The sequence below is a fragment of the Pseudonocardia parietis genome (assembly GCF_017876315.1).
GTDB lineage: Bacteria > Actinomycetota > Actinomycetes > Mycobacteriales > Pseudonocardiaceae > Pseudonocardia > Pseudonocardia parietis.
On the sequence record NZ_JAGINU010000001.1, the window covers coordinates 3,801,964 to 3,826,786 of the forward strand.

Annotated in this window: 26 protein-coding genes; 12 read left to right on the top strand and 14 right to left on the bottom strand. The window is 72.9% G+C overall.

Translation table 11 applies throughout. The features are described 5' to 3' along the window. The first annotated feature begins 27 nt into the window (after window positions 1–27). Complete coding sequence (locus JOF36_RS18060) at window positions 28–1,608, top strand: ABC transporter permease (RefSeq protein ID WP_307862448.1); 1,581 nt, start codon at window positions 28–30, stop codon at window positions 1,606–1,608. Then, the gene (locus tag JOF36_RS18065; protein WP_210028149.1) at window positions 1,605–2,657 is read left to right on the top strand and encodes an ABC transporter ATP-binding protein; all 1,053 of its coding nucleotides are present in this window, start codon (window positions 1,605–1,607) and stop codon (window positions 2,655–2,657) included. Before JOF36_RS18060 ends, JOF36_RS18065 begins: the two co-directional genes overlap by 4 nt. A gap of 4 nt (window positions 2,658–2,661) precedes the next feature. Here the strand turns inward: JOF36_RS18065 and JOF36_RS18070 are convergent, their stop codons facing one another. From JOF36_RS18070 to JOF36_RS40935, 4 genes are all read right to left on the bottom strand, one after another. Further along, window positions 2,662–3,609: an acyl-CoA desaturase gene (locus tag JOF36_RS18070; protein ID WP_210028150.1), complete on the bottom strand. Its 948-nt coding sequence runs from the start codon at window positions 3,607–3,609 to the stop codon at window positions 2,662–2,664. A 139-nt stretch (window positions 3,610–3,748) separates the two neighbouring features. Next, window positions 3,749–4,819: an LLM class flavin-dependent oxidoreductase gene (locus JOF36_RS18075; RefSeq protein WP_210028151.1), complete on the bottom strand. Its 1,071-nt coding sequence runs from the start codon at window positions 4,817–4,819 to the stop codon at window positions 3,749–3,751. A gap of 10 nt (window positions 4,820–4,829) precedes the next feature. After that, window positions 4,830–5,456, bottom strand: a complete 627-nt coding sequence (locus JOF36_RS18080; protein ID WP_210028152.1) for an isochorismatase family protein — start codon at window positions 5,454–5,456, stop codon at window positions 4,830–4,832. After that, entirely contained in the window at window positions 5,453–6,109 is a 657-nt protein-coding gene (locus JOF36_RS40935; protein WP_210028153.1) for a GntR family transcriptional regulator, read from the bottom strand. Before JOF36_RS40935 ends, JOF36_RS18080 begins: the two co-directional genes overlap by 4 nt. 139 nt (window positions 6,110–6,248) lie before the next feature. Here JOF36_RS40935 and JOF36_RS18090 point away from each other — a divergent pair, with 139 nt between their 5' ends. The 3 genes from JOF36_RS18090 to JOF36_RS18100 all read left to right on the top strand — a co-directional run bounded on the left by JOF36_RS18090 (window position 6,249) and on the right by JOF36_RS18100 (window position 8,015). Next, complete coding sequence (locus JOF36_RS18090; RefSeq protein ID WP_210028154.1) at window positions 6,249–7,151, top strand: isocitrate lyase/PEP mutase family protein; 903 nt, start codon at window positions 6,249–6,251, stop codon at window positions 7,149–7,151. A gap of 256 nt (window positions 7,152–7,407) precedes the next feature. Continuing rightward, window positions 7,408–7,557: a hypothetical protein gene (locus JOF36_RS18095; RefSeq protein ID WP_210028157.1), complete on the top strand. Its 150-nt coding sequence runs from the start codon at window positions 7,408–7,410 to the stop codon at window positions 7,555–7,557. Further along, the gene (locus JOF36_RS18100; RefSeq protein WP_210028159.1) at window positions 7,554–8,015 is read left to right on the top strand and encodes a hypothetical protein; all 462 of its coding nucleotides are present in this window, start codon (window positions 7,554–7,556) and stop codon (window positions 8,013–8,015) included. The genes JOF36_RS18095 and JOF36_RS18100 overlap by 4 nt, the downstream gene beginning before the upstream one ends. 333 nt (window positions 8,016–8,348) lie before the next feature. Here the strand turns inward: JOF36_RS18100 and alc are convergent, their stop codons facing one another. Genes alc through JOF36_RS18120 form a run of 4 tightly spaced genes read right to left on the bottom strand, consistent with a single transcriptional unit; the run spans window position 8,349 to window position 11,519 of the window. Further along, window positions 8,349–9,347, bottom strand: a complete 999-nt coding sequence (gene alc, locus JOF36_RS18105) for an allantoicase (RefSeq protein WP_210028161.1) — start codon at window positions 9,345–9,347, stop codon at window positions 8,349–8,351. A gap of 44 nt (window positions 9,348–9,391) precedes the next feature. Further along, complete coding sequence (locus JOF36_RS18110) at window positions 9,392–10,267, bottom strand: NAD(P)-dependent oxidoreductase (protein WP_210028162.1); 876 nt, start codon at window positions 10,265–10,267, stop codon at window positions 9,392–9,394. Next, the gene (locus JOF36_RS18115) at window positions 10,264–11,082 is read right to left on the bottom strand and encodes a hydroxypyruvate isomerase family protein (protein ID WP_210028164.1); all 819 of its coding nucleotides are present in this window, start codon (window positions 11,080–11,082) and stop codon (window positions 10,264–10,266) included. The genes JOF36_RS18110 and JOF36_RS18115 overlap by 4 nt, the downstream gene beginning before the upstream one ends. 44 nt (window positions 11,083–11,126) lie before the next feature. Next, window positions 11,127–11,519 (bottom strand): allophanate hydrolase-related protein, encoded by a 393-nt coding sequence (locus tag JOF36_RS18120; protein ID WP_210028166.1) that lies wholly within the window; start codon window positions 11,517–11,519, stop codon window positions 11,127–11,129. Between the two features lie 191 nt (window positions 11,520–11,710). Between JOF36_RS18120 and JOF36_RS18125 the strand changes: the two genes are divergently transcribed. The 5 genes from JOF36_RS18125 to JOF36_RS18145 all read left to right on the top strand — a co-directional run bounded on the left by JOF36_RS18125 (window position 11,711) and on the right by JOF36_RS18145 (window position 17,233). Further along, on the top strand, window positions 11,711–13,216 hold the full coding sequence (locus JOF36_RS18125) for an NCS1 family nucleobase:cation symporter-1 (protein ID WP_245350890.1): 1,506 nt from the start codon (window positions 11,711–11,713) through the stop codon (window positions 13,214–13,216). Between the two features lie 14 nt (window positions 13,217–13,230). Continuing rightward, window positions 13,231–13,956: an aspartate/glutamate racemase family protein gene (locus tag JOF36_RS18130; protein WP_210028168.1), complete on the top strand. Its 726-nt coding sequence runs from the start codon at window positions 13,231–13,233 to the stop codon at window positions 13,954–13,956. Next, a complete protein-coding gene (gene allB / locus JOF36_RS18135; RefSeq protein ID WP_307862449.1) occupies window positions 13,953–15,365 on the top strand; it encodes an allantoinase AllB in 1,413 nt (470 codons plus the stop codon). The genes JOF36_RS18130 and allB overlap by 4 nt, the downstream gene beginning before the upstream one ends. Window positions 15,366–15,374: 9 nt before the next feature. After that, window positions 15,375–16,178: an IclR family transcriptional regulator gene (locus JOF36_RS18140; protein ID WP_210028170.1), complete on the top strand. Its 804-nt coding sequence runs from the start codon at window positions 15,375–15,377 to the stop codon at window positions 16,176–16,178. Window positions 16,179–16,372: 194 nt separating this feature from the next. Then, window positions 16,373–17,233 carry a PDDEXK-like endonuclease domain-containing protein gene (locus JOF36_RS18145; RefSeq protein ID WP_210028172.1) on the top strand — a complete coding sequence of 287 codons (861 nt, stop codon included), beginning with the start codon at window positions 16,373–16,375 and terminating at the stop codon, window positions 17,231–17,233. Between the two features lie 76 nt (window positions 17,234–17,309). On the opposite strand, the gene pucL is transcribed toward JOF36_RS18145, so the two are convergent. The 6 genes from pucL to ggt all read right to left on the bottom strand — a co-directional run bounded on the left by pucL (window position 17,310) and on the right by ggt (window position 22,765). Continuing rightward, window positions 17,310–18,203, bottom strand: coding sequence for a factor-independent urate hydroxylase (pucL, locus tag JOF36_RS18150; RefSeq protein ID WP_210028174.1), 894 nt, complete (start codon window positions 18,201–18,203; stop codon window positions 17,310–17,312). Window positions 18,204–18,209: 6 nt separating this feature from the next. Then, window positions 18,210–18,512, bottom strand: coding sequence for a hydroxyisourate hydrolase (locus JOF36_RS18155; protein WP_210028176.1), 303 nt, complete (start codon window positions 18,510–18,512; stop codon window positions 18,210–18,212). Then, the gene (gene uraD, locus JOF36_RS18160) at window positions 18,509–19,021 is read right to left on the bottom strand and encodes a 2-oxo-4-hydroxy-4-carboxy-5-ureidoimidazoline decarboxylase (RefSeq protein ID WP_210028177.1); all 513 of its coding nucleotides are present in this window, start codon (window positions 19,019–19,021) and stop codon (window positions 18,509–18,511) included. The genes JOF36_RS18155 and uraD overlap by 4 nt, the downstream gene beginning before the upstream one ends. Before the next feature lie 133 nt (window positions 19,022–19,154). Then, window positions 19,155–19,379 carry a hypothetical protein gene (locus JOF36_RS18165; RefSeq protein WP_210028178.1) on the bottom strand — a complete coding sequence of 75 codons (225 nt, stop codon included), beginning with the start codon at window positions 19,377–19,379 and terminating at the stop codon, window positions 19,155–19,157. Between the two features lie 25 nt (window positions 19,380–19,404). After that, a complete protein-coding gene (locus tag JOF36_RS18170; RefSeq protein WP_210028179.1) occupies window positions 19,405–21,105 on the bottom strand; it encodes an L-lactate permease in 1,701 nt (566 codons plus the stop codon). 58 nt (window positions 21,106–21,163) lie between these two features. Continuing rightward, window positions 21,164–22,765: a gamma-glutamyltransferase gene (gene ggt, locus JOF36_RS18175; RefSeq protein WP_245350891.1), complete on the bottom strand. Its 1,602-nt coding sequence runs from the start codon at window positions 22,763–22,765 to the stop codon at window positions 21,164–21,166. A gap of 105 nt (window positions 22,766–22,870) precedes the next feature. Here ggt and JOF36_RS18180 point away from each other — a divergent pair, with 105 nt between their 5' ends. After that, window positions 22,871–23,635 carry a FadR/GntR family transcriptional regulator gene (locus tag JOF36_RS18180; protein ID WP_210028180.1) on the top strand — a complete coding sequence of 255 codons (765 nt, stop codon included), beginning with the start codon at window positions 22,871–22,873 and terminating at the stop codon, window positions 23,633–23,635. A 149-nt stretch (window positions 23,636–23,784) separates the two neighbouring features. Further along, entirely contained in the window at window positions 23,785–24,759 is a 975-nt protein-coding gene (locus tag JOF36_RS18185; protein WP_210028181.1) for a 2-dehydropantoate 2-reductase, read from the top strand. The last annotated feature ends 64 nt before the right edge of the window (window positions 24,760–24,823 follow it).

The following is a 24,823-nucleotide window of genomic DNA, read 5'->3' on the forward strand; positions in this document are numbered from 1 at the left end:
GTGCTGCGCCGCACGGATCCCGCCCCCGTGGCGGTCACGCGGCCGGTCCCGCCGGGAGGACGTCTCCCGGCGGGACCGGCCGCGCGTCGTCGCGTTCCCCGGCTGCTGCTGCTCGCCGCCACGGCGGCCGCCGCGGTGGCCGCGCTGCCCCTGGTGTGGCTGTTCGTGCGGGTCGCGGACGCCGACCCGCAACGGGTGCTGCTGCTCCTGGCGCGCGAGCGCACGGTCACCCTCGTCGTGAACTCCGCCGTGCTCGTGGCGTGCGTGTCCGTGGGATGTCTGGTGCTCGGCGTGCTCACCGCGACGCTGCTGGTCCGGATCCGGCTGCCCCGGCCGGGGCTGTGGTGGGTGCTGGCGGCGCTGCCGCTGGCCGTGCCGTCGTACCTGCTGGCGTTCTCCGTGCTCGCGGTGCGGCCGGAGGCGCGCGGCCTCGGACCGCTGGTCGTCGTCCTCGTGCTGGCGTGCACGCCGTACGTCACGCTCCCCGCCGCGGCCGCACTGCGCATCGCCGACACCGGCCCGGAGGACGCCGCCCGGACCCTCGGGCGCGGCCCGGTCGCCGCGTACTGCCGGGTCACGCTCCCGCAGGTGCTGCCGGCGGCGCTGGCGGGCACGCTGCTCGCCGCCCTGTACACGCTCTCGGACTTCGGCGCCCCGGCGCTGCTGCGCTACGAGTCCTTCACCTGGGCGGTGCAGGCCGCCTACGAGGGCACCGTCGACCGCACCGGGGCCGCGGTGACCGCACTGGTCCTCACCGTCCTGACCCTGTTCCTGGTGATCGCCGAGCGGGCGGCCCGGCGCCGGTTCACCCGGGCCCCCGCGACGACGGCCGTGCACCGCATCCCGCCCGTCCGGCTCGGGCGGGCGGGGACCGCCTCGGCCGTCTGCGGGCTCGGCGCCGTCGCCGCGCTGACCCTGGCCGGCCCGCCCGCGGTGCTCGTGGGGCGGATCGTCGCGGCCGGCGGGATCGACGTCGACTGGGTCCGGCTCGCGGCGGCGGCCCGGTCGACGTTGCTGCTCGCGGGCGCGGCCGCCCTGCTCGCGGTGCTCCTCGCACTGCCGGTCGGGGTGCTCGCCGCCCGGTACCGGGGGCGGGCCGTCGCCGCCGTCGAGGCCACGGCGTACCTGGGGCAGGGATTGCCCGGCGTCGTGGTCGGGCTGTCGCTGGTGTTCTTCTCGCTCGCGGTGCTGCCCGGGCTCTACCAGACGGCCCCGGTGCTGGTGCTGGCCTACGTGGTGCTGTTCCTGCCCAAGGCGCTCGGAGCCACCCGCTCCGCGGTCGAGCGGGTGCCGGTCGAGTCCGAGGAGGTCTCCCGCACGCTCGGTCGCTCGGCGACCGCGACCTGGTGGACGGTCACCGCGGCGCAGGCCTGGCCGGGTGTCGCGGCCGGCGGGTTGCTGGTGATGGTGACGGCGATGAAGGAGCTCCCGGCGACGCTGATGCTCCGCCCGACCGGCACCGACACCCTGGCCACCCAGCTGTGGGCCCAGACCTCGCTCGGTGCCCACGGCGCCGCCGCGCCGCCTGCCCTCGCACTCCTGCTGCTGGCGTGCGTGCCGGCCGCGTTGCTGGTGCGGGCCGGCGCCACCCCGGGAGGGAACCGATGACGCTCACGGTTCGCGGGATCGTCGCGGGCTACGGCCGCGGCCCGGTGCTGCACGGTGTCGACCTGGACGCCGGCCCGGCCGAGCTCGTGTCCGTGCTGGGCGCCTCCGGCAGCGGGAAGACCACGCTGCTGCGGGTGGTCGCCGGGCTGCACCGGCCGGACGGCGGCACCGTGCGCTTCGGCGACGACGACGTCACGGCCGTGGCACCCGAGCGCCGCCGGGTGGGGCTGGTGCCGCAGGAGGGGGCCCTGTTCGCCCACCTGTCGGTGGCCCGCAACATCGGCTTCGGGCTCACGCCCGGCCGCCGCGCCCCGCTCGGCCGGTCCGCCGCCGCGGCGGCCGCGCGCGAGCGGGTCGGCGAGCTGCTGGAGCTGGTCGGGCTCGCCGACAAGGCCGGCCGGATGCCGCACCAGCTCTCCGGCGGGGAACGGCGCCGGGTCGCGCTGGCCAGGGCGCTCGCCCCGCGCCCGCGGGTGGTGCTGCTCGACGAGCCGTTCTCCGCGCTCGACGCCGGGTTGCGCGAGCAGGTGCGCGGCGAGGTCGTCACCGCGCTGCGCGCCGCGGGGAGCACCGCGGTGCTCATCACCCACGACCGGCGGGAGGCGCTGTCGGTGAGCGACCGGATCGCCGTCCTGCACGGGGGCCGCGTCGAGCAGACCGCCACCCCCCGGGAGCTCTACGCCGCCCCGGCGACGGCCCGGGTCGCCCGCTTCGTGGGGGACACGGCGCTGCTGCCCGGGACCGTGTGTGGTGCGCACGTCGAGACCGTCGTGGGCCGGGCCCCGATGCGGGCGCCGGCGCCGGGCCCCGGGGACGCCGTGCTCGTGGTGCTGCGGCCCGAGCAGCTGCGCCTCACCGGCCCCGGGGCGGGCGGTGCCCCGGGCGAGGTGGTCCACGTCGAGTTCCTCGGTGAGGCGTTGCTGGTCGGCGCCCGGCCCGACGGTGGCCCCACGGTCCGGGTCCGCGCCGCGCCGGGGGAGCACTGGCGGCCGGGAGACCGGTGCTGCGTGCGCATCGAGGGGCCGGTGCACGTCGTCCCTGACGCGTGACCGGTCAGTCCGCGGCCGCGGGCTCCGGGCGCACGGCGAGCTTCGTCAGCCGCTTCTCGCTCGGCCACCGGGCGTCGTGGGCCCAGCCCACCCGCTCGAACAGCCGGATCACCGCCGCCGAGATGTCGATCTCGCCGCGGCCGACGCCGTGCCGCGCCGAGGTCGGGTCGGCGTGGTGCAGGTTGTGCCACGACTCGCCCATGCTCGGGATCGCCAGCAGCCAGACGTTGGTGGACCGGTCCCGGGCCCGCCACGGCCGCTCGCCGACCAGGTGGCAGATCGAGTTCGTCGACCACGCCACGTGGTGCGAGACCGCGACCCGCACCAGGCCGGCCCAGAAGAAGGCGGTGAACGCCCCCCACCAGGACCAGGTGACCAGCCCGCCGACCACGCTGGGCCCGAAGATCGACAGAATGGTGAGCAGGGAGAAGGCGCGGTGCACCCGGTCGACGTCGGGATCGGCGAGCAGGTCCGGGGTGAACCGGCGCTGGTCGGTGAGCGAGCGGTCGAAGATCCATCCCATGTGGGCGTGCCAGAACCCGCGCACCAGCGCGGCGGGGGAGGTGCCGTAGCGCCACGGCGAGTGCGGGTCGCCCTCGGCGTCGGCGTAGGCGTGGTGGCGGCGGTGGTCGGCCACCCAGTGCCGGACCGGGCCCTGCACGGCGAGGCTGCCGGCCACGGCCAGCGCGATCCGCAGCGGGCGGTTCGCCTTGAACGAGCCGTGCGTGAAGTAGCGGTGGAACCCGACGGTCACCCCGAGCATGGACACCACGTACATGCCGAGCGCGAGGCCGGCGTCCAGCCAGGTCAGTCCCCAGCCCCAGGCGAGCGGTACGGCGGCGACGAGCGCCAGCGCCGGGACGATCGCGAACGCGTACACGAACAGGTGCGGGACGGGGTGGCGGAGCCGATCGGAGAGATCACGAGGAGCCGCGGGCCGGGTATCGGTCACGGTGCCCGATCGTTCCGGCTTGCGCCACCCCCGGCAGTGGGGACAACCCCCCTGCTCTGCCCGCACCGCGTCACACCCGTCCGCCGCGCCGCACACCCGTTGCAACAGGTGTGCGGCGCAGCGGAGGGGTGTGACGTGCTCACTCCTGCGCGGCCTCCCGCAGCAGGGGCTTCACGCGCTCACCGAACTTGGTGACACCGTCGACGAAGTCCGGCCAGGTGAGCAGGGCGCCGTCGATCCCGGTGGTCACCGCGATCTCGTCCAGCTGGGCGGCGACCCGCTCGTAGGAGCCCTTGACCACCGGCAGCGACAGGAAGGCCATGTTGCCCTCCTCGGCCGGCCGCTCCAGCGAGGTGAGCAGCTGCGCCGAGGTCCCGTCCGGGTTCGTGTCCAGCGACGCCCCGGTCGTCATGTAGCTGATCGCCTCGAGGTCGGCGTTCTCGACGATGTGCCGGCACAGCTTGTCGGCCTCCTCGTCGGTCTCCTCGGCGATGATGCAGTAGAGCGCGTAGGTCCCCACGTCCCGGCCCTTCTCGGCGCCGAAACGCTTGACCCCCGACGCGATCTCGCCGACCTTGGAGCGCTCGGCCATGATGAAGTTCCGGTCGCCGTGAGTGGCGGTGAACTCCTGCCCGGCGGGGGACTGGCCCGCGCACACGACCGTCGGCGTGTGCAGCGGCTTGGGCCGCATGTCTGCCTCGGTGAAGGTGAAGAACTCGCCCTCGAAGGTCGTCGGGCCCTCGGCCCAGAGCGCCCGCAGCGCCTGCACGTACTCCGCGGCGTACTCGTAGCGCTTGGCGAAGTACTCGTCGCCCGGCCACAGCCCCATCTGGGTGTACTCGGGCTTGCTCCAGCCGGTCACGATGTTGAGGCCACAGCGGCCGCCGGAGATCTCGTCGAGGGTCGCGACCATCCGCGCGGCCATGATCGGGTGCGTGGCCAGGGTGGTCACCGACGGGAAGAGCCCGATCCGCTCGGTCACCGCGGCGAGCCCGCCGAACAGGGTGAACGACTCCAGGCACGCGCCCCAGAAGTCGCTCGGGCCGCCGCTGCCGCGGTGCTTCATCATCGAGAGCACGAAGTCGAGGCCCTGCTTCTCGGCCTCCTGGGTGATCGCGACGTTGTGCTCGAAGCTCGGCCGGTACTGCGGGCTGCCGGTGGACAGGATGTAGCCGTTGGTGGCGTTGGGGATGAAGACGCCGTACTGCACGGGGGACCTCCTAGGGAGACAGCTCGGGGACTGCGTGGGCAAGGTCGACGACGTCGGCGTACTTGGCGTCGAGGTCGGCGAGGTTCTGGTCGTGGACTCCCGGGGCACGGTCGCCGCAGGCCTCGGCGACGACGATCGGGCGGAACCCGGCGGCGAGCGCGTCGGTCGCCGTCGCCCGGACGCACCCCGACGTCGACACCCCGGTCACGACGACGGTGTCGACGCCGTGGGCGCGCAGGGTCGCGGCGAGCGAGGTGCCGGTGAACGCCGACGCGTGCTGCTTGGCGACGACGGGTTCACCCGGCCCGGGCGCGAGCGAGAGTTCGCCCCACCCGCCGGGGGCTCCCTCGGCGAAGCACGCCAGCGACGGGACCTTCGCGGCGAACCAGCCCGCGTCGGCCATGTCGGGGGCGTAGCGGACCACCGTCCAGAACACCGGACGGCCGCCGGCGCGCGCCGCCGCGACCACCTCGCGGCAGCCGGTGACCACCCGCTCGGCCGTGGCCGGGTCGCCGAGGAAGAACGGGCCCTGCGGGTCGGTGTAGGCGCGCACCAGGTCCACGACGACGACGGCCGGCGCGGCGCCCCAGCCGACGCGGCCGGCGAACGGTGCCCCGTGCGGGTTCGGCCGGCTCACCGGCGGTCCCCGGTCATGACGGCCCGGGCGTTCGCGATGTGGCTGACCATCACCGCCGCCGCCCAGGCGCCGTCCCCGACGCGCAGTGCAGCGACGATCTCGGCGTGGTGGGCCAGGCTGCGGGCGAGCGAGTCCGGGTCGTAGCTGTGGAAGGTGCGCAGGACGACCGGCGCGTGCACCACCCCGGCCAGGGCCGAGGTGAGCGCCGGGGTGTCGGCGATCTCGAGCAGGCGGGCGTGGGAGCGGCGGTTGAGCTCCACCAGGGCGTCGAGATCCTGGCCGGGCCCCGGCGCCCCGGTCGCCAGCATCGTGCGGGCCAGGTCGTCGAGCTCGTCGAGGTCCGCGGCGCTCGCGCGGGCCGCGGCCCGTTCGGTGGCGCGGGGTTCGAGGGCCCGCCGCACGTCGAAGGCGTCGTCCAGGTCGGCCTCGGTGAACCGGGTGACCCGGGCGCCCCGGTGCGGGTGCAGCTCGACCAGGCCTTCGGCCGCGAGCCGGGACAGGGCTTCGCGGACCGGCGTGCGGGACAGGCCCAGCCGGTCCGCGAGCTCGACCTCGCCCAGGTGCTCCCCGCCGGGGAGCGCACCGGAGAGGATCTCCTCCCGGAGCGCGACCTGGGCCCGCTCCGACGCCCTGCGGGGTGCGGTCGCGACCACGTGCTCACCTCCTGCTGCTGGGTAGATGTATGCAACCTAGAAGTGAGCCGATCCACGCACAAGCCCTTCGGGGCTGTTCACGAGAGCGTTACCCAGGCACCCTGTAGTCCTGGTTGTACACAACTCTGGAGGGAAATCCGTGGCAGACCTGCTCAGCCGCCCCGGCAACCGGCGCGCCCGGTTGCGTGCCCTGCTCGACGCCGGAGAGCCCGTGCTCGCCCCCGGCGCGTACGACGCGCTGTCCGCCCGGCTCGTCGAACGCGCCGGTTTCGACGCGGTCTACATGACCGGTTTCGGGACGACCGCCGGCCTGCTCGGACGGCCGGACGTCGGCCTGCTCAGCGGCACCGAGATGGCCGCGAACGCCGGCCGGCTCGCCGACGCGGTCGACCTCCCGCTGATCGCCGACGCCGACACCGGCTACGGCAACCCGATCAACGTGATCCGCACGGTCCGTGACTACGAGCGGGCCGGGGTCGCCGCGCTGCACCTGGAGGACCAGGTGATGCCGAAGCGCTGCGGCCACCTGGCGGGCAAGCAGGTCGTCCCCGTCGGCGACATGACCGCGAAGATCCGGGCCGCCGTCGACGCCCGGACCGACCCGGACCTGCTGATCATCGCCCGGACCGACGCCGCCGCCGTCGACGGGCTGGACGCGGCGATCGACCGCGCCCGCCGGTTCGCCGACGCCGGTGCCGACCTGCTGTTCGTCGAGGCCCCGACCTCGGAGGCCGACATCGAGCGGGTCGCGCAGGAGCTGAGCGGGCACCGGCTGGTGTTCAACTGGGCCGAGGGCGGCCGCACCCCGGCGCTGTCCCGGGACCGGCTCGCGGAGCTGGGCTTCGCGCTGGTGCTGTTCCCGGTCGGCACGCTGCTCGCGGCGACCGCCGGGATGACCGAGCTCCTCGAACGCCTGCGCGCCGACGGCACCCCCGCGGCGATGCTGGACCGCCTCGGCGGGCTCGACGCGTTCGCCGAGTTCGCGGGGATCGGGGAGATCCGGGAACTGGAAGACGCCTATCGGAACGACGAAGGGTCCTGAAAATACCCGGTCGGATGGGCGGCAAAACACGCCGTCCGGACGGTCCGAGATCGTCGGGCCGATGGGGATCACGAATCCGCCTCAGAAGTGGCGCGCCGGTATGTCGTCGCTCACAATCGTCCTGACGTGACGCGCTGACCTGCAGAGGTCGCCCGAGACGGCAGGCAGTGGGGAACGCAGAGAACCCTTCTGGTGGTGGGAACCCGTGCAGCAGAACACTCCTCGACTCCGAATCTGTGAACGATGCTGGACATCGGTGGCAGAAGGGTCGGTGTGCCGGATCTTCCGGCACACCGATCCGGGAGTCCCGACCGAGACCCCCGTGTTCAGTTACCGGCATCTCGACGGCGATCCGGCCTGCACCGGCGCGCAGCAACCCGAGGCCGAACAGGGGTGGGCGGCGTGAGCGCCCCCGTACCGGGGCGACCGCCGCCGCCCCCGACCCCACCCCCGCCGCCCCGGCCCGGGCTCGTCGCCGTGCCGGCGACCGCACAGCCCGCCCCGCCGTCGGCGGAGCGTGAGCGGCTCCAGGACAACCTCGCACGGGTGCTGGCCGATCTGTGCTGGCCCGCGTTCCGCTGGCAGGTCCTCACCGAGGCCGAGGCATGGGGGGTGAGTGCGGTGATCCGGAACCAGCTGCTCCCGCTGCCCGACGGTCGCTATCCCTCGGTGGAGGCCGTCGTGGAGGTCCTGTCGGCCGCCCGCGGCCGGTTGCGGGCGGCTCCGCCGCCGCCCGCGGCGCGGCCCGACCGGGTGCACCCCGCGGAGCGGGCCACCGTTCCGCGACCGGTCGCCACCCCGAGGCGGGCCACCGCCCCGCGCGGCCGTCCGGTCCTCGTACGCCGGGCCGGTCGGCGCGGCTGACCGCCGCGGTGGCCGGAGCCGGCGGTCCCCGAACGCGCCGGCTCCGACCACTGGCGACCACCCGCCCGCTCCCCAGCGACGGGTGGTGGGTCTCGTGCGACAGTGGTGGCCGGAGTGTGTCGCGCCGTCACCGGATCGGGCAGGGGCGAAGGTCCCCGCGCGCCGGTCCCGGACGGGATGTCCATAACGTGATGAGTGATGTATATCACGTCCTTGCCGGATGTCACGTGCCGGCCCCGCACCGGTGCGCGAAGCGACCCGGGACCCCGGTCAGGCCGGGCGCGCCGGTCAGGGGGCCCCGGTCAGGCCGGGCCCCGGTCGGGCAGGGCCCGATCAGTCGGGGCGCGCGCCGGTGAAGGCGTCACGCACGGCGGCCGCCCCGTCGGCGTCCAGCTCGCCGGGCAGCCGCAGCCGGGACAGCCCGCCGTCGGGGAAGACGTCCAGGCGCAGGTGGGTCGCGGCCGGCGCATCCGGCAGCGGGAACCGGTGCCGGGTGTCCGGCTGCACCGGTAGGTGTTCGAGCAGGACCTGCCAGTCGCCGCCGGCGCGCTCGTCGCGGGTGCGCACCGAGATCCGGCCGGGGGCGTTCCCGACGAACCAGGTGGTGTCGACCTCGGCGTAGCGCGGGACACCGCCCGCGGCGAGCGCGAACTCCACCCAGTCGTTGCCGCCGTCGCGGCGTCGCGCGTTCTCCCAGCCCTCACCCATGTGCCGGGCCTTGCTGGGCAGGAGCAGGTTGCCCGGTGAGGAGTAGAACTCGTCCGAGCAGCCGGTGACGTATCCGCCGTTCTCGGCGGCGAGCAGGTCGACGGTGCCCTCCAGGAACTGCGGGTCCGCCATGACCCGGCCGTGCACCCGGAAGCGGGCGACACCGCCGTCCGGATGCATGATCAGCCGGACGTGGGTGAACCGCCGCGGGTCGGCCACCGGGTAGACGTTGGCCGTGTCCCCGGCGCACGCCGCGCGGGGGACGATCTCGTGCCAGCGCGCCGTCGCCAGCTCGTCCGGTGACGGATGGCCGTCCACCGCCGCCGCCTCGACCGCGATCTCGGGCGGGTAGTTGCCCCTGAACCACGCGGTGTCGACGACGACGTGGTCGATCACCCCGGCGGCCCCGAGCCGGACGAGCGCCCAGTCGTGCCCCGGCTCGCGACGCCGGCGGGTCTCCCAGCCGTCGTACACCTTGCCCTTGAGCCCGAACTCGTCCGGGTCGAACCGCGGCGGCGCCGCGGTGATGAGGTTCTCGCGCTGGGCGAAGAACTCGTCGTTGGCAGCCATGACGGAGCCGCCGAGGACGCGGGAGGCGAGGTCGACGAGGGCGGGATCGGGCACGGGATCTCCTTACCGGGTGGCGGACGCGGGTGGGGTGCGGGCGGTCATGACAGGTCACCGTTCAGGCGTGCGATGGTGCGGAAGAGCGCCGAGTGGTCCAGCCCGCCGTCGCCCGCCGAGCGCGTCGCCGCGACCAGCTGCGCCACCAGTGCCCCCAGCGGGGTCACCACACCGGCCTGCGCCGCCGCCGAGGTCACGATCTGCATGTCCTTGTGGTGCAGGTCGACCCGGAACCCCGGCGCGAAGTCGCCGTCGAGCATCTTCTGCGCCTTCTGGTCCAGCACCGCGGACCCGGCGAGTCCACCGCCGAGCACCTCGACGGCAGCGGGCAGGTCCGCACCGTGTGCCTGCAGGAATGTCAGCGCCTCGGCGACCAGCGCGATGTTGCCGGCGACGATCAGCTGGTTCGCCGCCTTCACGGTCTGCCCGGCGCCGGCCGGCCCGACGTGGACGACGGTCTTCCCGACGACCTCCAGCAGCGGGCGCGCGGCGTCCACGTCGGCATCCGCGCCGCCGACCATGATCGACAGGGTGGCGTTCTCGGCGCCGCCCTGGCCGCCGGAGACCGGTGCGTCGAGCATCCGCAGTCCGTGCTCGGCGGCCTGCCCGGCGAGATCGCGGGCCACGTCCGGGCGGATGGTGGAGAAGTCGATCACCAGCGTGCCGGGCTCCGCGGTACCGAGGACGCCGTCGGTCAGCACGGACTCCACGTCGGGGGAGTCGGGCAGCATCAGCGCGACGACGTCCGCCCCCGCGACGGCCTCGGCCACCGACCCGGCGGCGCGACCGCCCGCGTTGACCAGGGCCCGGGTCTTCTCCGGGCTGCGGTTGAAGCCGACGACGTCGTGCCCGGCCGCGGCGAGGTGGCGGGCCATCGGGCCGCCCATGATGCCGAGTCCGATGAAACCGATGGTGCTCACGGGGTGCCTCCCGAGGTCGTGACGGTGCGCGCGAGCCAGCCGAACGGATCGTCGGTGACCGGCTTGTACTCCAGCGAGATGCGGCCGCGGTAGCCGGCCGCGTGCACCTGCTCGACCAGGGCGCCGATCGGCAGGTCCCCGGTGCCGGGTTCGCCGCGGCCGGGGGCGTCGGCGATCTGCACGTGCCCGATCCGGTCGGCGTACGTCGCGATCGCGCCGGCCGGGTCGTCGCCGTTCACGGCCAGGTGGAACACGTCGAGCAGCAGCCGCACGTCGTCCGAGCCGACCCGGTCCAGCACCGCGACGGCGTCGGCGGCGGTCCGGAGCGGGTAGGCCGCCACGCCGCTGACCGGCTCCAGCAGCGCGACCGCGCCGATCCGGGCCGCCGCGCGCCCGGCCAGCGCCAGGTTCTGCGCGGCCAGCTCGTCCTGGGCCTGCGGTGCGACGCCGTCGATCCGGTTGCCGTACAGCGCGTTGAACCCGGTGGTGCCGAGCCGCTCGCCGATCCCGACGGCGACGTCCACGTTGTCGGCGAAGGCGGTGGCCCGCGCCGGGTCGGAGAGGATGCCGCGCTCGCCGGACGGCATGTCCCCGGCGTCGAAGTTCAGCCCGGACAGCACGACGCCGGCGTCGGACACCGCGGTCACGAACGTCTCGACATCGCGGTCGGACGGGACGGGGCGGTCGAACGGCCACCAGAACTCGACGGCGTCGAACCCGGCGGCCGCCGCCGCGGCGGGCCGCTCGAGCAGCGGCAGGTCGCCGAGCACGATCGAGCAGTTGACGGTCGGTGGGAGTGGAAGGGTGATCGGCACTGCGGCCTCCTCGTCAGGGGCAGGGATCAGGCCGGGCGGGAGATTCAGGACGGGGACGGCAGGCCGCGGTAGGCCCGCCAGCCGCCGTGTGCGGTGATGTCGGTGAGCTCGCCGGCCTGGCGCTCCAGGACGCCGGGCCGCAGCCCGACGGCGAGCACGTCGCGGCCGTCGTCGAGCTCGATCACGGTGAGCTCCAGCTCCGGCGGCTCGTCCGGCAGGAAGTCGGTGCGGATCGCCGACAGTGCGACGTCGTAGATCTCCCCGGCCAGCGCGATGCCGCCGGTCGGGTCCTCGACCAGGGCCGGGAACTGGTCGCGCACGGAGTACATCCGGTAGTGCGGCGCCGTGCGCACCTCCCCGAGGAACGGATGGGCCGAGACGTTGTGGTGCAGCCGGCCGCCGCGCATCGCGTCGCCGGAGCAGAAGAGAGCGGTCACCGGATCCCCCAAGGTTTCGCGATACGGAAAACAAGTTCCGTTTTGTGATGAGATCGCAACACGGTCACCCGAGGCTGTCAAGCATCGATGCACCGTAGCGACCCCTTGACGGGCCTGTGACCGCCGCCATAGCGTAATTCCACCAGTCAACACAACAGTTCCGTATCGCGGAACTGGCGGAAGGTGGCCCGATGGCGCGCCCCGAGACGACCCGCACCGACGAGCTGCACGGCACCGGCGAGAACGCCGCCGGCCTCAGCCCACAGCTGTACAACCGCGACCTCGCCCCGACCTGCGCCGAGGGCCGGACGTGGAAGGCCTACAACATCTTCACGCTGTGGGCGGTCGACGTGCACAGCCTGGGCAACTACGGCTTCGCGCTCGGCCTGTTCGCCCTCGGTCTCGGCGGCTGGCAGATCCTGGTGTCGCTGGGCATCGGGGCGCTGCTGCTGTTCGTGCTCCTGACGGTCGCCGGGTACATGGGCTACCGGACCGGCCTGCCGTTCCCGGTGATGAGCCGGATCGCCTTCGGCGTCCGCGGCGCGCAGCTCCCGGCGATGGTCCGGGGCGTGGTCGCCATCGCCTGGTTCGGCATCCAGACCTACCTGGCCACCCAGGTCCTCACCGTCATGGTCCTCGCCGTGGCGCCCGGTGCCCTGGCGCTGGAGCAGGTGTCGTTCCTCGGGCTGTCCGCGCTGGGCTGGATCTGTTTCGTCGTGCTGTGGGTGATCCAGGTCGGCATCCTGCTCTACGGCATGAACGGCATCCGCCGCTACGAGGCGTTCGCCGGGCCGATCGTGCTGGTCACGCTGGCCGCGCTCGCCGGCTGGATGCTGTGGCAGACCGGCGGCGACATCGCCCTGTCGGTGCCCGAGCCGCTCACCGGCGGCGCGATGTGGGTGCAAATCCTGGCCGGTGCGTCGCTCTGGACCGCGATCTACGGCACCTTCGTCCTGAACTTCTGCGACTTCACCCGGGGCTCGGTGAGCACCACCGCGGTCCGCCGGGGGAGCTTCTGGGGGATCCTGCCGAACACGCTGTTCTTCGGCGTCGTCGTGGTCGTCCTGGCAGGCGGGCAGCTCCGGATCGACGGGCAGGTGATCTCCAGCCCGAGCGACGTCGTCAACACCATCCCGAACACCGCGCTGCTCCTGCTCGCGTCGGCGGCACTGCTGATCCTGACGGTCGCGGTCAACCTGATGGCCAACTTCGTGGCCCCCTGCTACGCGCTGTCCAACCTGCTGCCCAGACACCTGGACTTCCGCCGGGCCGGGATCGTCAGCGCGGTGATCGGCCTGGTGATCCTGCCGTGGAACCTCTACGACAACCCGGTGGTGATCGTCTACTTCCTCGGCGTGCTCGGTGCGCTGCTGGGGCCGTTGTTCGGCATCGTGATGGCCGACTACTGGCTGGTGCGCCGCGGCCGGATCGACGTCCCGGCGCTCTACACCGAGGACCCGCAAGGCGCCTACCACTACGGGAGCGGGGTCAACGTCCGTGCGGTCGCGGTGTTCGTGCCGTCCGCCGCGATCGCCGTCGCGGCCGGTTTCGTCCCCGCGATGGAGCCGATCGCACCGTTCTCCTGGTTCCTCGGCGCCACGATCGCCGCGGTGCTCACCGTGCTCGTCGCGCCCCGTGGTGGCGACTACCGCGCGGTCTCCGGCGAGCACATCGCGGTTCCGTCCGCCGAGCACTGAGAGGTCGGGTCGCGATGCGGATCCTCGTCGTCAACGTCAACACCACCGTCTCGGTCACCGAGGCGATCGCCGCGTCGGCCCGCGCCGTGGCGGCTCCCGGCACCGAGATCGTCGGGCTCACGCCCCGGTTCGGCGCCGAGTCGGTGGAGGGCAACCTGGAGAGCTACCTGGCCGCCGTCGGTGTCGCGGACGCCGTGGCGCGCTACGACCAGCCGTTCGACGCCGTCATCCAGGCCGGCTACGGCGAGCACGGCCGCGAGGGTCTGCAGGAGATGCTCGACGTCCCGGTCGTCGACATCACCGAGGCGGCCGCGACCACCGCGATGTACCTCGGGCACCGGTACTCGGTGGTGACCACCCTGGACCGGACGGTGCCGCTGATCTCCGACCGGCTCCTGCTGGCCGGGCTGGACCGGAGGTGCGCGTCGGTGCGGGCGTCCGGGCTGGCGGTGCTGGAGCTGGAGCGGGACCCGGACCGGGCGGTCACCGCGATCGTGTCGCAGGCCCGCAAGGCGGTCGAGGAGGATCATGCCGAGGTGATCTGCCTGGGCTGCGGTGGCATGGCGGGCCTGGACGAGAAGGTGCGCGCCGAGACCGGCGTCCCGGTGGTGGACGGGGTGCAGGCCGCCGTCACGGTCGCCGAGTCGCTGGTGCGGCTGGGCCTGACCACGTCGAAGGTGCGGACCTACGCCGCGCCGCGCCGCAAGCAGATCCACGGCTTCCCGTTGGAGGAGAAGTGAGCTACGACCTGGTGGTCCGCGGGAAGCGGATCATGACGACGGCCGGCGAGCAGCCCCGCGAGATCGGTGTGAGCGGCGGGCGGATCGTCGCGATCGAGCCGCTGGGCAACGCCCTCGACGGCGACCGGGTGATCGAGCTGGCCGACGACGAGGTGCTGCTGCCCGGCCTGGTCGACACCCACGTGCACGTCAACGAGCCGGGCCGCACCGAGTGGGAGGGCTTCGCCTCGGCCACCCGGGCGGCCGCGTCGGGCGGGGTCACCACGATCGTCGACATGCCGCTGAACTCGATCCCGCCGACCGTCGACGTCGGGGCACTGGAGGTGAAGCGCAAGGTCGCGGCCGACCAGGCGTTCGTCGACGTCGGGTTCTGGGGCGGTGCGGTGCCGGGCAACTTCGGTGACCTGCGCGGCCTGCACGACGAGGGTGTCTTCGGGTTCAAGTGCTTCCTGCTGCACTCGGGGGTGGACGAGTTCCCGCCGCTCGACGCCGACGAGATGGAACGCGATATGGCCGAGCTGGCCACGTTCGACGCCGTCATGATCGTCCACGCGGAGGACGCGCGGGCGATCGAGAAGGCGCCGACGCCGCACGGGGCCCGGTACTCCTCGTTCCTGGCGTCCCGCCCGCGCGGCGCGGAGAACCTGGCGATCGCCGAGGTGATCGAGCGGGCCCGCTGGACCGGGGCGCGGGCGCACGTGCTGCACGTGTCGTCGTCGGACGCGCTGCCGATGCTCGCCACCGCGCGCCGCGACGGCGTCCGGATCACCGCGGAGACCTGCCCGCACTACCTGACCCTGTTCGCCGAGGAGATCGCCGACGGCGCGACCACGCACAAGTGCTGCCCGCCGATCCGGGAGGCGTCGAACCGGGAGCTGCTCTGGGAGGGCCTGCTGGACGGGACGATCGACTGCATCGTGTCCGACCACTCGCCGTCCACCGCGGAGCTCAAGCTGCTCGACTCCGGGGACTTCGGGCTGGCCTGGGGCGGGGTGTCGTCACTGCAGCTGGGGCTGTCGCTGGTGTGGAGCGAGGCCCGCCGGCGCGGGATCGGGCTGGAGCAGGTCGTGCGGTGGATGGCGGCCAAGCCCGCCGAGCTGGTCGGGCTCACCACCAAGGGCCGGGTCGCGCTGGGGTACGACGCCGACCTGGTCGTCTTCGCGCCCGACGCCGCGTTCGTCGTCGACCCGGACCGGCTGCACCACAAGAACAAGGTCAGCGCGTACGCCGGCCGCTCCCTCTCGGGCGTGGTCCGCCGGACGGTCCTGGGCGGGCACGACGTCGACGTGTCCACCGGCGCGACGCCGCGGGGCAGGCTGCTGCGCCGCGGCTCGGTGGAGCGGGTGACCGGGGCCGGGGACGCACCCGGCGGTGGCGAGGTCTCCGCCACCGAGCCGGAACAGGGCTAGACTTCCGTCATGCGGAATAACGAGTCCGACGCCGAGCTGGCCGGTGCGGCACCCGCCCGCTCCGGCACCGTCCAGGCCGTCGAGCGGGCCGTCGACCTGCTCGAGGCGATGGCCGACGCCGGCGGCACCGTGAGCCTGTCACACCTCGCCGCGACGTCGGGGCTGCCGCTGCCGACGATCCACCGGCTCGTCCGGACCCTGGCCGGGCGCGGCTACGTGCGGCAGCAGTCCTCCCGGGAGTACGCCCTCGGCCCCCGCCTGGTCCGCCTCGGCGACACCGCCGGGCGCCTGGTCGGGGTCTGGGCGCGGCCACGGCTCGCCTCGCTCGTCGACGACCTGGGGGAGAGCGCGAACCTGGCGCTGCTGGAGGGCAACCAGGTCGTCTACGTCGCCCAGGAACCGGGCAGGCACTCGATGCGGATGTTCACCGAGGTCGGGCGCCGGGTCTCACCGCACTGCACCGCCGTCGGCAAGGCCCTGCTCGCCCGCATGCCCGTCGACAAGGCGCGGGAGATCCTGCGCCACACCGACTTCGTCGCCCACACCGACAACACCATCACCTCGCTCGAGGCCTTCGACGCCGAGCTGGAGAAGGTCCGCGCCGCCGGGTACGCCCTCGACGAGGGGGAGCAGGAGCTCGGGGTGCGCTGCGTCGCCGTCGCGCTCGACGGCCCGTTGCCCGCCGCCGTCTCCATCTCCGGCCCGACGACCAGGATGACCGAGAGCCTCCTGGACTCCGCCGTCCCGAAGCTGCACGCCGCCGCCGACGCCCTGGTCGACGCCCTCGCCCGGCAGGACGCCGCCACCGCCTGACCAGCTCGGCGCCGAGTGCATGATCGGCGAGTCGTGCAGGATCGATGCCATATCCGGCACCGATCCTGCACGACTCGCCGATCAAGTGACTTCGCTGCCGGCGACGGGCGCGTCGTCGGCCTCCGTGTGTGCGGGTGCGAACGGTCCTCGCGGAAGCCCAGTGGCCGGGTGGCGGTCGGCGGACGCTCCGCGCCATGGATCTGAGCGAGCTTCTTGTCCGGCAGGCGGGTGTCGTGACCCGGGCCCAGGCGCTGGCCTGCGGCATGTCCGCGCGGACGATCGCCCGTCGCCGGGCGTGCGGCGCATGGATCGAGCTGCTGCCGGGGGTGTACCTGGTCGCCGGTCATCGGCGCTCGCACGAGATGTGGGTCCGTGCCGCGTGGCTGTGGGCGGGGACGCGGGCGACGGTGCACGGGCCCGCGGCCGCGTTCTGGCACGGGATGCTCGACGCCGCCCCGTCGCCGGTGCCGGTCACCGTCCCGCGGGGCGTGCGCCGGGCCCGACGGGCGGAGGTCCGGATCCGCCACAAGGATCTCGCCGCAGCCGACCGGCTCACGCTCCGCGGGATCGAGGTCACCGCACGGGGACTGACCGTGCTGGAGACGGCCGCCGCGCTCGACGATGGACCGGCCTTTCTCGACCGTGCGTTGCAGCGGTACCTGCGCCCGAAGGATCTGCAGGCGGCCTACGCCCGCGGCCTCGGCGGCTACGGGATGGAGCGGGCCGGTCGCCTGCTGGTCGCGGCGATGGACCGGGCCGACTCGGCTCTCGAGCGGCGACTGCTATGGCTGTTGCGTGCTGCGGGCGTCACCGGCGTCGTCCGGGGGCTGCCCTTCCGGGCGTGGCACGTCGATATCGCGTTCCCGGACGTCCGGCTCGCCGTGGAGGTCGACGGCTGGGCGTGGCATGTCGACCGGGATCGGTTCCGTGCCGACCGGGCCAAGCAGAACGCGCTGGTCGGCGCCGGATGGACCGTCCTGCGGTTCACCTGGTCCGACGTCCACGAGCACCCGGAGCGAACAGTGGCCGCAATCCGGGCGGCCACCCGACGATGATCGGGGAGTCGTGCAAGATGCGTGCCGGATATGGCACCGATCCCGCACGACTCGCTGATCATGCCCGGGTTCTGGCTCACCAGCCCTGGCCGGGGTCGAAGGCGGGGCCGGGGTCGGTGGTGTCGTCGCGGCGGACGGTGCCCTCGATCAGGCCGTAGGGCCGGTCGTCGGCGTGGAACACCTCGCCCGGGTTCTTCAGCCCGAACGGGGACAGGTCGAGCAGGAAGTGGTGCTTGTTCGGCAACGAGAACCGGATCTCGCCGATCCCCGGCTCCGCGGTGAGGACCTGGGTGCCCATCTCGTAGAGCGTCTGCTGCAGCGCGAGGCTGTGGTGCCCGGCGAATGCCGAGGTCATGGTGTCGATCACCTGCGGGTAGGAGGCGTTCCAGTCGCCCGGAGGCTCCGCGTGCCACCACTGGGCGGTCACCTCGGTCGCCATCACGCGGTCGGTCGTCTCGGCGAGGGTGGTGTAGCGGTCGGTGTAGAAGGAGTGGAACTCCGAGTCGGTCGTCTTGAGCACGACCAGGCCCGTCACCCCGGAGGTCACCCACTCGTCCCCGCCGGTGGTGCGGGTGACCGTGGTGGTGCGCACGTGCCCGCCGTCCCGGGCGAACGCGTGCGGGTGCGGGGTGCCGGCGTGCTCGAGCCGCCGCCACGGGTAGGTCTCGATGCCGACCCGGACCCGCGACACCTGCGGCACCCCGGTGAAGTGCCGGGCCAGCTCCAGCCCGAAGACCTCCGGGGTCCGGGCGGCGTCACCGGCCTCCTTGGCGAAGGCGTTGACCGTGTTCTTGACGGCGTCGGTGGTGAGGACACGGGTGTTGTCACCGGTCAGGTGGGTGTCGGTGAAGTCCCCGGACAGGGCGACGGACACGTTGTGGTCGGCGATCTCGTGCGGCTCGCGATCGCGGTAGACCCGCACCACGCGGACCTCCGCCTTGCCGTACTGGGTGTGGCCGAGGACGGGCATGTCGGATCAGCTCCCGAGATAGGTGGAGTAGGAGTACGGCGACAGCAGCAGCGGGACGTGGTGGTGCCGGTCGGTCGTCTCCGGCCGGAAGGCGATCGAGACCTCCGGGAAGAAGTCGCTGCGGGTCTCGAAGGTGACGCGATGGACGACGCCCGCGGTGAGGGCGGCCGAGTCCGGGGCGCGCCAGCGGCCGTCGTCGTCGGTCGTGCCGGAGGCGAGGACGGCGTCACCCCGGGTCAGCGCCACCGGCACCCCGGCGGCGGGCTTCCCGAGCGTGGTGTCGAGGACGTGGGTGGAGAAGCTGCTCATCCGGCCAGCACCTGCCGCAGTCGCAGGGCGGTGATCTCGGCGAGCTGCGCGGCCGCCTCGGCCCGCTCGGTCGCGGCGTCGTTACCGAGGCGCCGTTCGAGCTCGGCGAGGATCTCGGCGGCGCCACGGCCTGCGGCGCGGATCAGGAACACGTGCCCGAACCGTTGCTCGTACGCGGCGTTGCCCGTCGTGAGCGCGGTCGCGGTGTCGGTCCCCGCGTCCACACCGGACTGCTCGGTGCGGGAGAAGCCGGCGCCGTCGGCGTGTGCGCCGCCCGGCCGTTCCCCGATCCGGGGGTGCCCGGCGAGCGCGGCGTCGATCTCGTCGGGGGAGAGGTCGAGGACGGCCTTCTCCGCCGCGGCGACGGCGTCGTCGGTGCCGGCGTAGGGCCGCCCGGCGAGCAGCCGGGCGGCCCACGCGGCGGAGGTGTTGCAGGCGCGCAGGACGGCGGCGAGCTCGTCCGGCGCAGCGGTGTTGAGTCGGTCGAGGGTGAGAACAACGTCCGGCATGGCCCCAGCTTCTGTACGAGATTTTCGTAGTGCGGAATTGCTATTCCGCAACTGGGTGCCAGTCTTCGTTCGCGACAAGGACGTGTCAAGGGTCACTCCGGCGAACGGTTCTGCTGCCGCCCGCCCCCGCCGCTCAGGGCACGGGCTTCGTGTCCCCGGTCGCGTCGACCGCCGGCGGCGGCTGTTCGCGCAACCGGATGAAGCGAAGTGCCGGGCAGGTCAGCAGCCCGGCGGCGAAGACGATGACGCCGATGAGCGACATCGACGGCGAGTGGTGGACGCCGCCGAGGTAGAGCAGCGGCAGGCTCAACGCCACGACGAGGGTCGACCACGCTTGGATCCGGGCCTTGATGTTCATGATGGGCTCCCGTCGTCCGGAGGGCTCAGGACAGGGTTGCGGTGATCGCGCCGAGGAGCAGGGTCACGCCGATCGCGAACGGGAGCAGGATCCGGACGACCCTGCCCTCCTCCCCGGTGATCCCCGCGGTCGTCGTCCCGAGAAGGATCTTGCTGGGCGCGATGGCACTGCCGACGGCACCGCCGCCGGTCTGGGCGCTCAGCACGGCCGAGGTGCTCAGCCCGCCGGCCTGCGCGGTGGCCTGCTGGAAGTTCCCGAACAGCAGGTTGCTGGACATGTTGGACCCGGTGATGAACGTGCCGAACATGCCGACGATCGGCGCGAGCAGCAGGTAGACGCCCCCGGTCCAGGCGGCGACCATGGTGGCCAGCACGGTGGCCTGGCCGGACGCCTGCATCACCGTGGCCATTCCGACCAGCGTGATGACCGCGATCGTCGGTGCGACGGACTTCTCCACGGTGTTGCTCAGGATGCCCCGCCAGGCGCCGCCCGTCAGATGTCCCCGCCGCCGGTAGAACACGTAGCTGGCGATCGCCGTGACGAGCAGCAACGTCCCGGCATGGGTCACGTACTCGAACGTCCACGTGCTCGACCCGGTCACGAACCCGAGTCCGGTCTCCACCGAGGGGAAACCGAGTCCGACCGACGGTCGTGAGAGCAGGTCGTTGAGCGGCGGCACGAGCATCACCAGACACGTGACGACGAGCAGCGTGTAGTAGGGGACGAAGGCGGTGTTGAACGACATCGAGGTGCTGCTGCCGGTGGGGCCGGCGTCGGCGGTCGCCGGGGCGGCTGTGGTCGACCGGACGTGTCGCGTCCCGGCCGCACCGTCCCCGGATCCCGGCTGTGTCACCGGTGCCGTCGTGGCGCCGCCGGTGTCCGGGCCCCGCTCCGGCACCAGCAGGCGGCTGTTCTCGACCCGCGAGGGGCGCCGGTACATCGGCAGCCGCGCCAGCCCGGCGACCGCGACGAGCGCGACCAGGCCCGCGGCGAAGCCACTGAACGTGGCGTCCCACGTCGCGAGGGCGACGGTCACGCCACCCTGCGCGAGCGAGATCACCCCGACGGCGACCAGCCCTTCCCGGATGCCGCGGAACCCGCCGTAGAGCCAGCAGATCATCAACCCGCCGGCCACGACGACGACCGCGATCAGCACGGCGGTCTGCCAGGCCGTGGTGGCGCTCTCGGCCGGCGTGAGCGTGGTGACCTGCTGCAGCCCGACCCAGGCAGCGCCCAGGGTGCCGAAGGTGTTGTTCCAGGCCTGCCCGATCAGCGCGATCACCACGGCGTACAACGGCCGGACCCCGATGCCGATGAGCAGCGGCGCGCACACCGCCACCGGTACCCCGAAACCGGTCACACCCTGCAGGAATCCGGCGAAGACCCAACCGACCGCCATGATCTGCAGCAACGGGTGGCCGAACATGCGCCGCATCCCGTCATGGAACGGCGCGAACGCGTCGGCGGCGTTGGCCACCTCGTAGATGAGGATGGCCGACAGGACGATGTAGATGATGGTGATCGACTCGAAGGCGCCCTTGACGCTGGCGAGCCCGACCGCGTCCAGCGGCAGCCGGAACACGGTCAGCGCGAGCACCGCGGTCACGAGCCAGCCCAGGACGCCGGCCTCGGCCGCGCCCCATCGGCGGAGCACCATGAGGTGCAGCAGCAGCACCAGCGGGGCGAAGGAGATCAGCCAGAGCCAGATGTTCGGTTCGAGTGTCATGCGCGGGCACCTCTCGCAGTGGTCCTCGGTCCTCCTCGTCGTGCGTCGGGCCGTGCGGTCACCAACCCAGCGCCAGCCCCTCGCCCCGGGGGTCGGCTCCTCCCGCCAGTACCTGCTCGCCGATGCGGATCGCCTGTGCGTGCCCCATCGCGTCGTCGAACGGTTCGACGACCCGCACCGGGTGCCCGCGGTCGACCAGACCGTCTTCGGTCGTCGCCGGGAACCGGCTCTCCACCCGCAGGTCCTGCCGCGAGTCCCCCCAGGTGCGCCCGTAGAGCCAGCGTGGGGAATCGATCGCGGTCTGCACATCGCACCCGGCATCGACGATGCGGGTGACCAGGGCGGTCGATGTCTGCGGTTGCCCCTCACCGCCCATCGTGCCGTAGACGAGATCCGGTTTCCCGTCGCGCAGGAGCATTCCCGGCATGAGGGTGTGGAAGGTGCGCTTGCCGGGTTCGAGCCGGTTGGGGTGCTCGTCGTCGAGGGAGAAGAACGAGCCGCGGTTCTGCAGCAGCACCCCGGTCTCGCCGCCGACGAACCCCGACCCGAACTCGTGGTAGAGGCTCTGGATGACCGAGGCCGCGTTCCCGTCCGAGTCGACGACCACGCTGCACGTGGTGTCGCCACCGAGCCGCGGCGCAGCGGCGAGCGGGAGGTCCGCGGTCGATCCCACCCGCGTGCTCAGCTCCGCCGCGTAGTCCTTCGACAGCAGCTGCTCCAGCGGGATGTCACCGAACTCCGGGTCGGTCAGGTACCGGTCGCGGTCGGCGAAGGCCAGTTTCGTGGCTTCGACCAGCAGGTGGATGTACTCCGGACCGAGGTGATCCATGCCCGCGACGTCGAAGTTCTCCAGGATGTTGAGGATCATCAGGTGGGCGAACCCCTGCGAGTTCGGCGGGTGCTGGTAGCACGTGTAACCGCGGTAGGTCGTGCTGATCGGTTCGGTCCAGTCGGAACGATGTCCGGCGAGGTCCTCGGCCGTCACCAGCCCGCCGGCCCGCTGCACGGCGGCGGCGATCTCTGCCGCGACCGGTCCCTCGTAGAAGCCGGCCCGGCCCTTCTCCGCGACGGTCCGCAGCGTCTCGGCGAGATGGGGTAGCGCGAGCAGGTCGCCGGCGAGCGGGGCGCGGCCACCGGGCAGCATGCTGCTGCTCGTGGTGGAGTGGGCCCGCAGCACGTCGGCCACGTCGCGGGTGCAGGACGCGTGGCCGTCGCACACCGCGAACCCGCTCGTCGCGTAGTTGATCGCCGGCTGCAGCAGCCGCTCGAACGGCAGCCTGCCGTACTGCTCGTGCGCGGTACACCAGCTGTCGACGGCGCCCGGCACGGTGACGACCGCGAGCGGTCCGCGTGACGGGATCTCCTGGTGGTGGCCGAGGGAGCGGTAGTGCTCGCGGGTGGCGGCGGCGATCGCGCGGCCGCTGCCGTTCAGCCCGTGCACCTGCCCGGACTCCGCGTCGTGGATCAGCCAGAAGGCGTCCCCGCCCGGCCCCGTCATGTGCGGGTAGACCACCCCGAGGGTGGCGTTCACGGCGACCGCGGCATCGACCGCGGACCCGCCTTCCTGGAGTACCTGCAGCCCCGCGGTGGAGGCCAGGTAGTGCGGTGAGCTCACCATGCCGTTGCAGGCCATCGCGAGGGGACGGGTCGTACGAGTCATCATCGACTCCAATTGGTCAGACCGGACTAGCCAATAGTGCATACTGTGTACCAGTGCGAGTGTGACCGCGGCAACAGATCGCCCCGTACTCGCTAGGCTTCGTCCATGACGCAGCAGATCGGGCCGGACGCGTTCGAGCTGAGTGGCCGGCGCGCGGCCCCGGTCCGGGCCCACGACCACGTGGCGCGCCAGCTGCGCGATCTCATGGAACGGGGCGTGCTCGGTCCGGGGGACCGGCTGCCGCCGGAGCGGGAGCTCGCGGTGCAGTTCGGGGTGAGCCGGGCGACCGTGCGGCAGGCGCTCTCGGCGCTGCAGAGCGCCGGGCTGGTGGAGAGCCTGGTCGGGAAGGGGACGTTCGCCCGGTTCGACGCCGCGAGCGTCGGCGTCAGCCGGCTGGTCGAGGCACTGCGGCTGGTGCAGGGCACGCTCGGGAACCAGATGGAGGTGCGGCGGCTCGTCGAGCCGGAGGTCGCCCGATGCGCCGCGACCCGCGCAGCGGAGTCCGATCTGGAGCGCATCCGGGAGTCGCTCGCGCAGCAGGAGATGTGCATCCGGGAGCGCCGCCCGTTCCTCGATGCGGACAGCTCGTTCCACCTGGCGATCGCGCACGCCACCGGCAATCCGTTGCTGGTGAAGATGATCGAGGGCATTCACGAGCTGCTGCGCGGGAGCCGCGAGCAGTCCCTGCAGACCGTCGACGGCGTCCGGCAGTCCTTCGACGGGCACCGGCGCATCGCGACCGCGCTGCTGGCCCGCGACGGGGCGGGGGCCTACGAGGCGATGATGGACCACCTGCTCGACGTCGAGCGGCTCGGTCTGGAAGCGGTCGTCGAGCGGGAGCCGTCCGCGAGCGCCGACCCGACCGGCTGAACCGGCGGGCACGGCACCGCGCGCGCCGGGAGGGCGTCGACGGCGGGTGCGGGCGGCCCGCAGTGGCGGGGTGACACGGCGGAACCTTGTCAGGAACCCTCTCCATACCGTATACAGTCGACGGGTCGAGAGCTTCTCGGGAGGTTCATGTGAAGGTTGCTGTGCTCGGTGCAGGCGCCATCGGCGCTTACGTGGGAGCCGCGCTGTGTCGCGCCGACGTCGAGGTCCACCTCGTCGCGCGCGGCCCACATCTCGCCGCGCTCCGTGAGAAGGGCGTGCAGGTCATCAGTCCACGCGGCGATTTCGTCGCCCATCCGCACGCCACCGACGACCCGGCCGCGATCGGGCCCGTCGACCATGTCGTCCTGGGGTTCAAGGCCAACGCCTACGCGTCGGCCGGTCCGCTCATCGAACCGCTCCTGGGTACCGACACCACCATCATCGCCGCCCAGAACGGCATTCCGTGGTGGTACTTCCACGGACTGGCCGGACCGTACGAGGGCAGGCGTCTCGAGAGCGTCGATCCGGACGGGGCGGTGAGCAAGGTGCTACCGGTCGAGCGGGCGATCGGCTGCGTGGTCTATGCCGCGACCGAGATCCAGTCGCCGGGGGTCGTTCGGCACCTGGAGGGCACCCGGTTCTCGATCGGCGAGCCGGACGGCACGGTGTCGGAGCGCTGTACCGGGTTCGCCGACGCGATGGTCGCCGGCGGGCTCAAGTGCCCGGTCGAGCCCGCGCTGCGCGACGACATCTGGATCAAGCTGATGGGGAACATCGCGTTCAACCCGCTCAGCGCGTTGACCCGGGCGACCATGTCCGGGATCTGTCGCCATGCCGGCACCCGCTCACTCGTCGAGTCCATGATGGAGGAGACGCTCGAGGTGGCCGGTCGGGTGGGGTCTCATCCCGAGATCTCCATCGATCGCCGCATCGCGGGCGCCGAGCGGACCGGTGAGCACAAGACGTCCACCCTGCAGGATCTCGAGCGCGGCCGTGCGATGGAGCTCGACGTGTTGCTCTCGGCCGTCATCGAGATCGCCGACATCACGGGGGCCGAGGTGCCGACACTGCGTACCGTCGCCGCCCTGGCGGACCTGCTCGACCGGCAGGTGTCGGGCAGGTAGCAGGGGGCCGCCGGTTCCGGCGGTCATTCGCGGATACAGACTGCATACTGTATGGGAAGGAGTC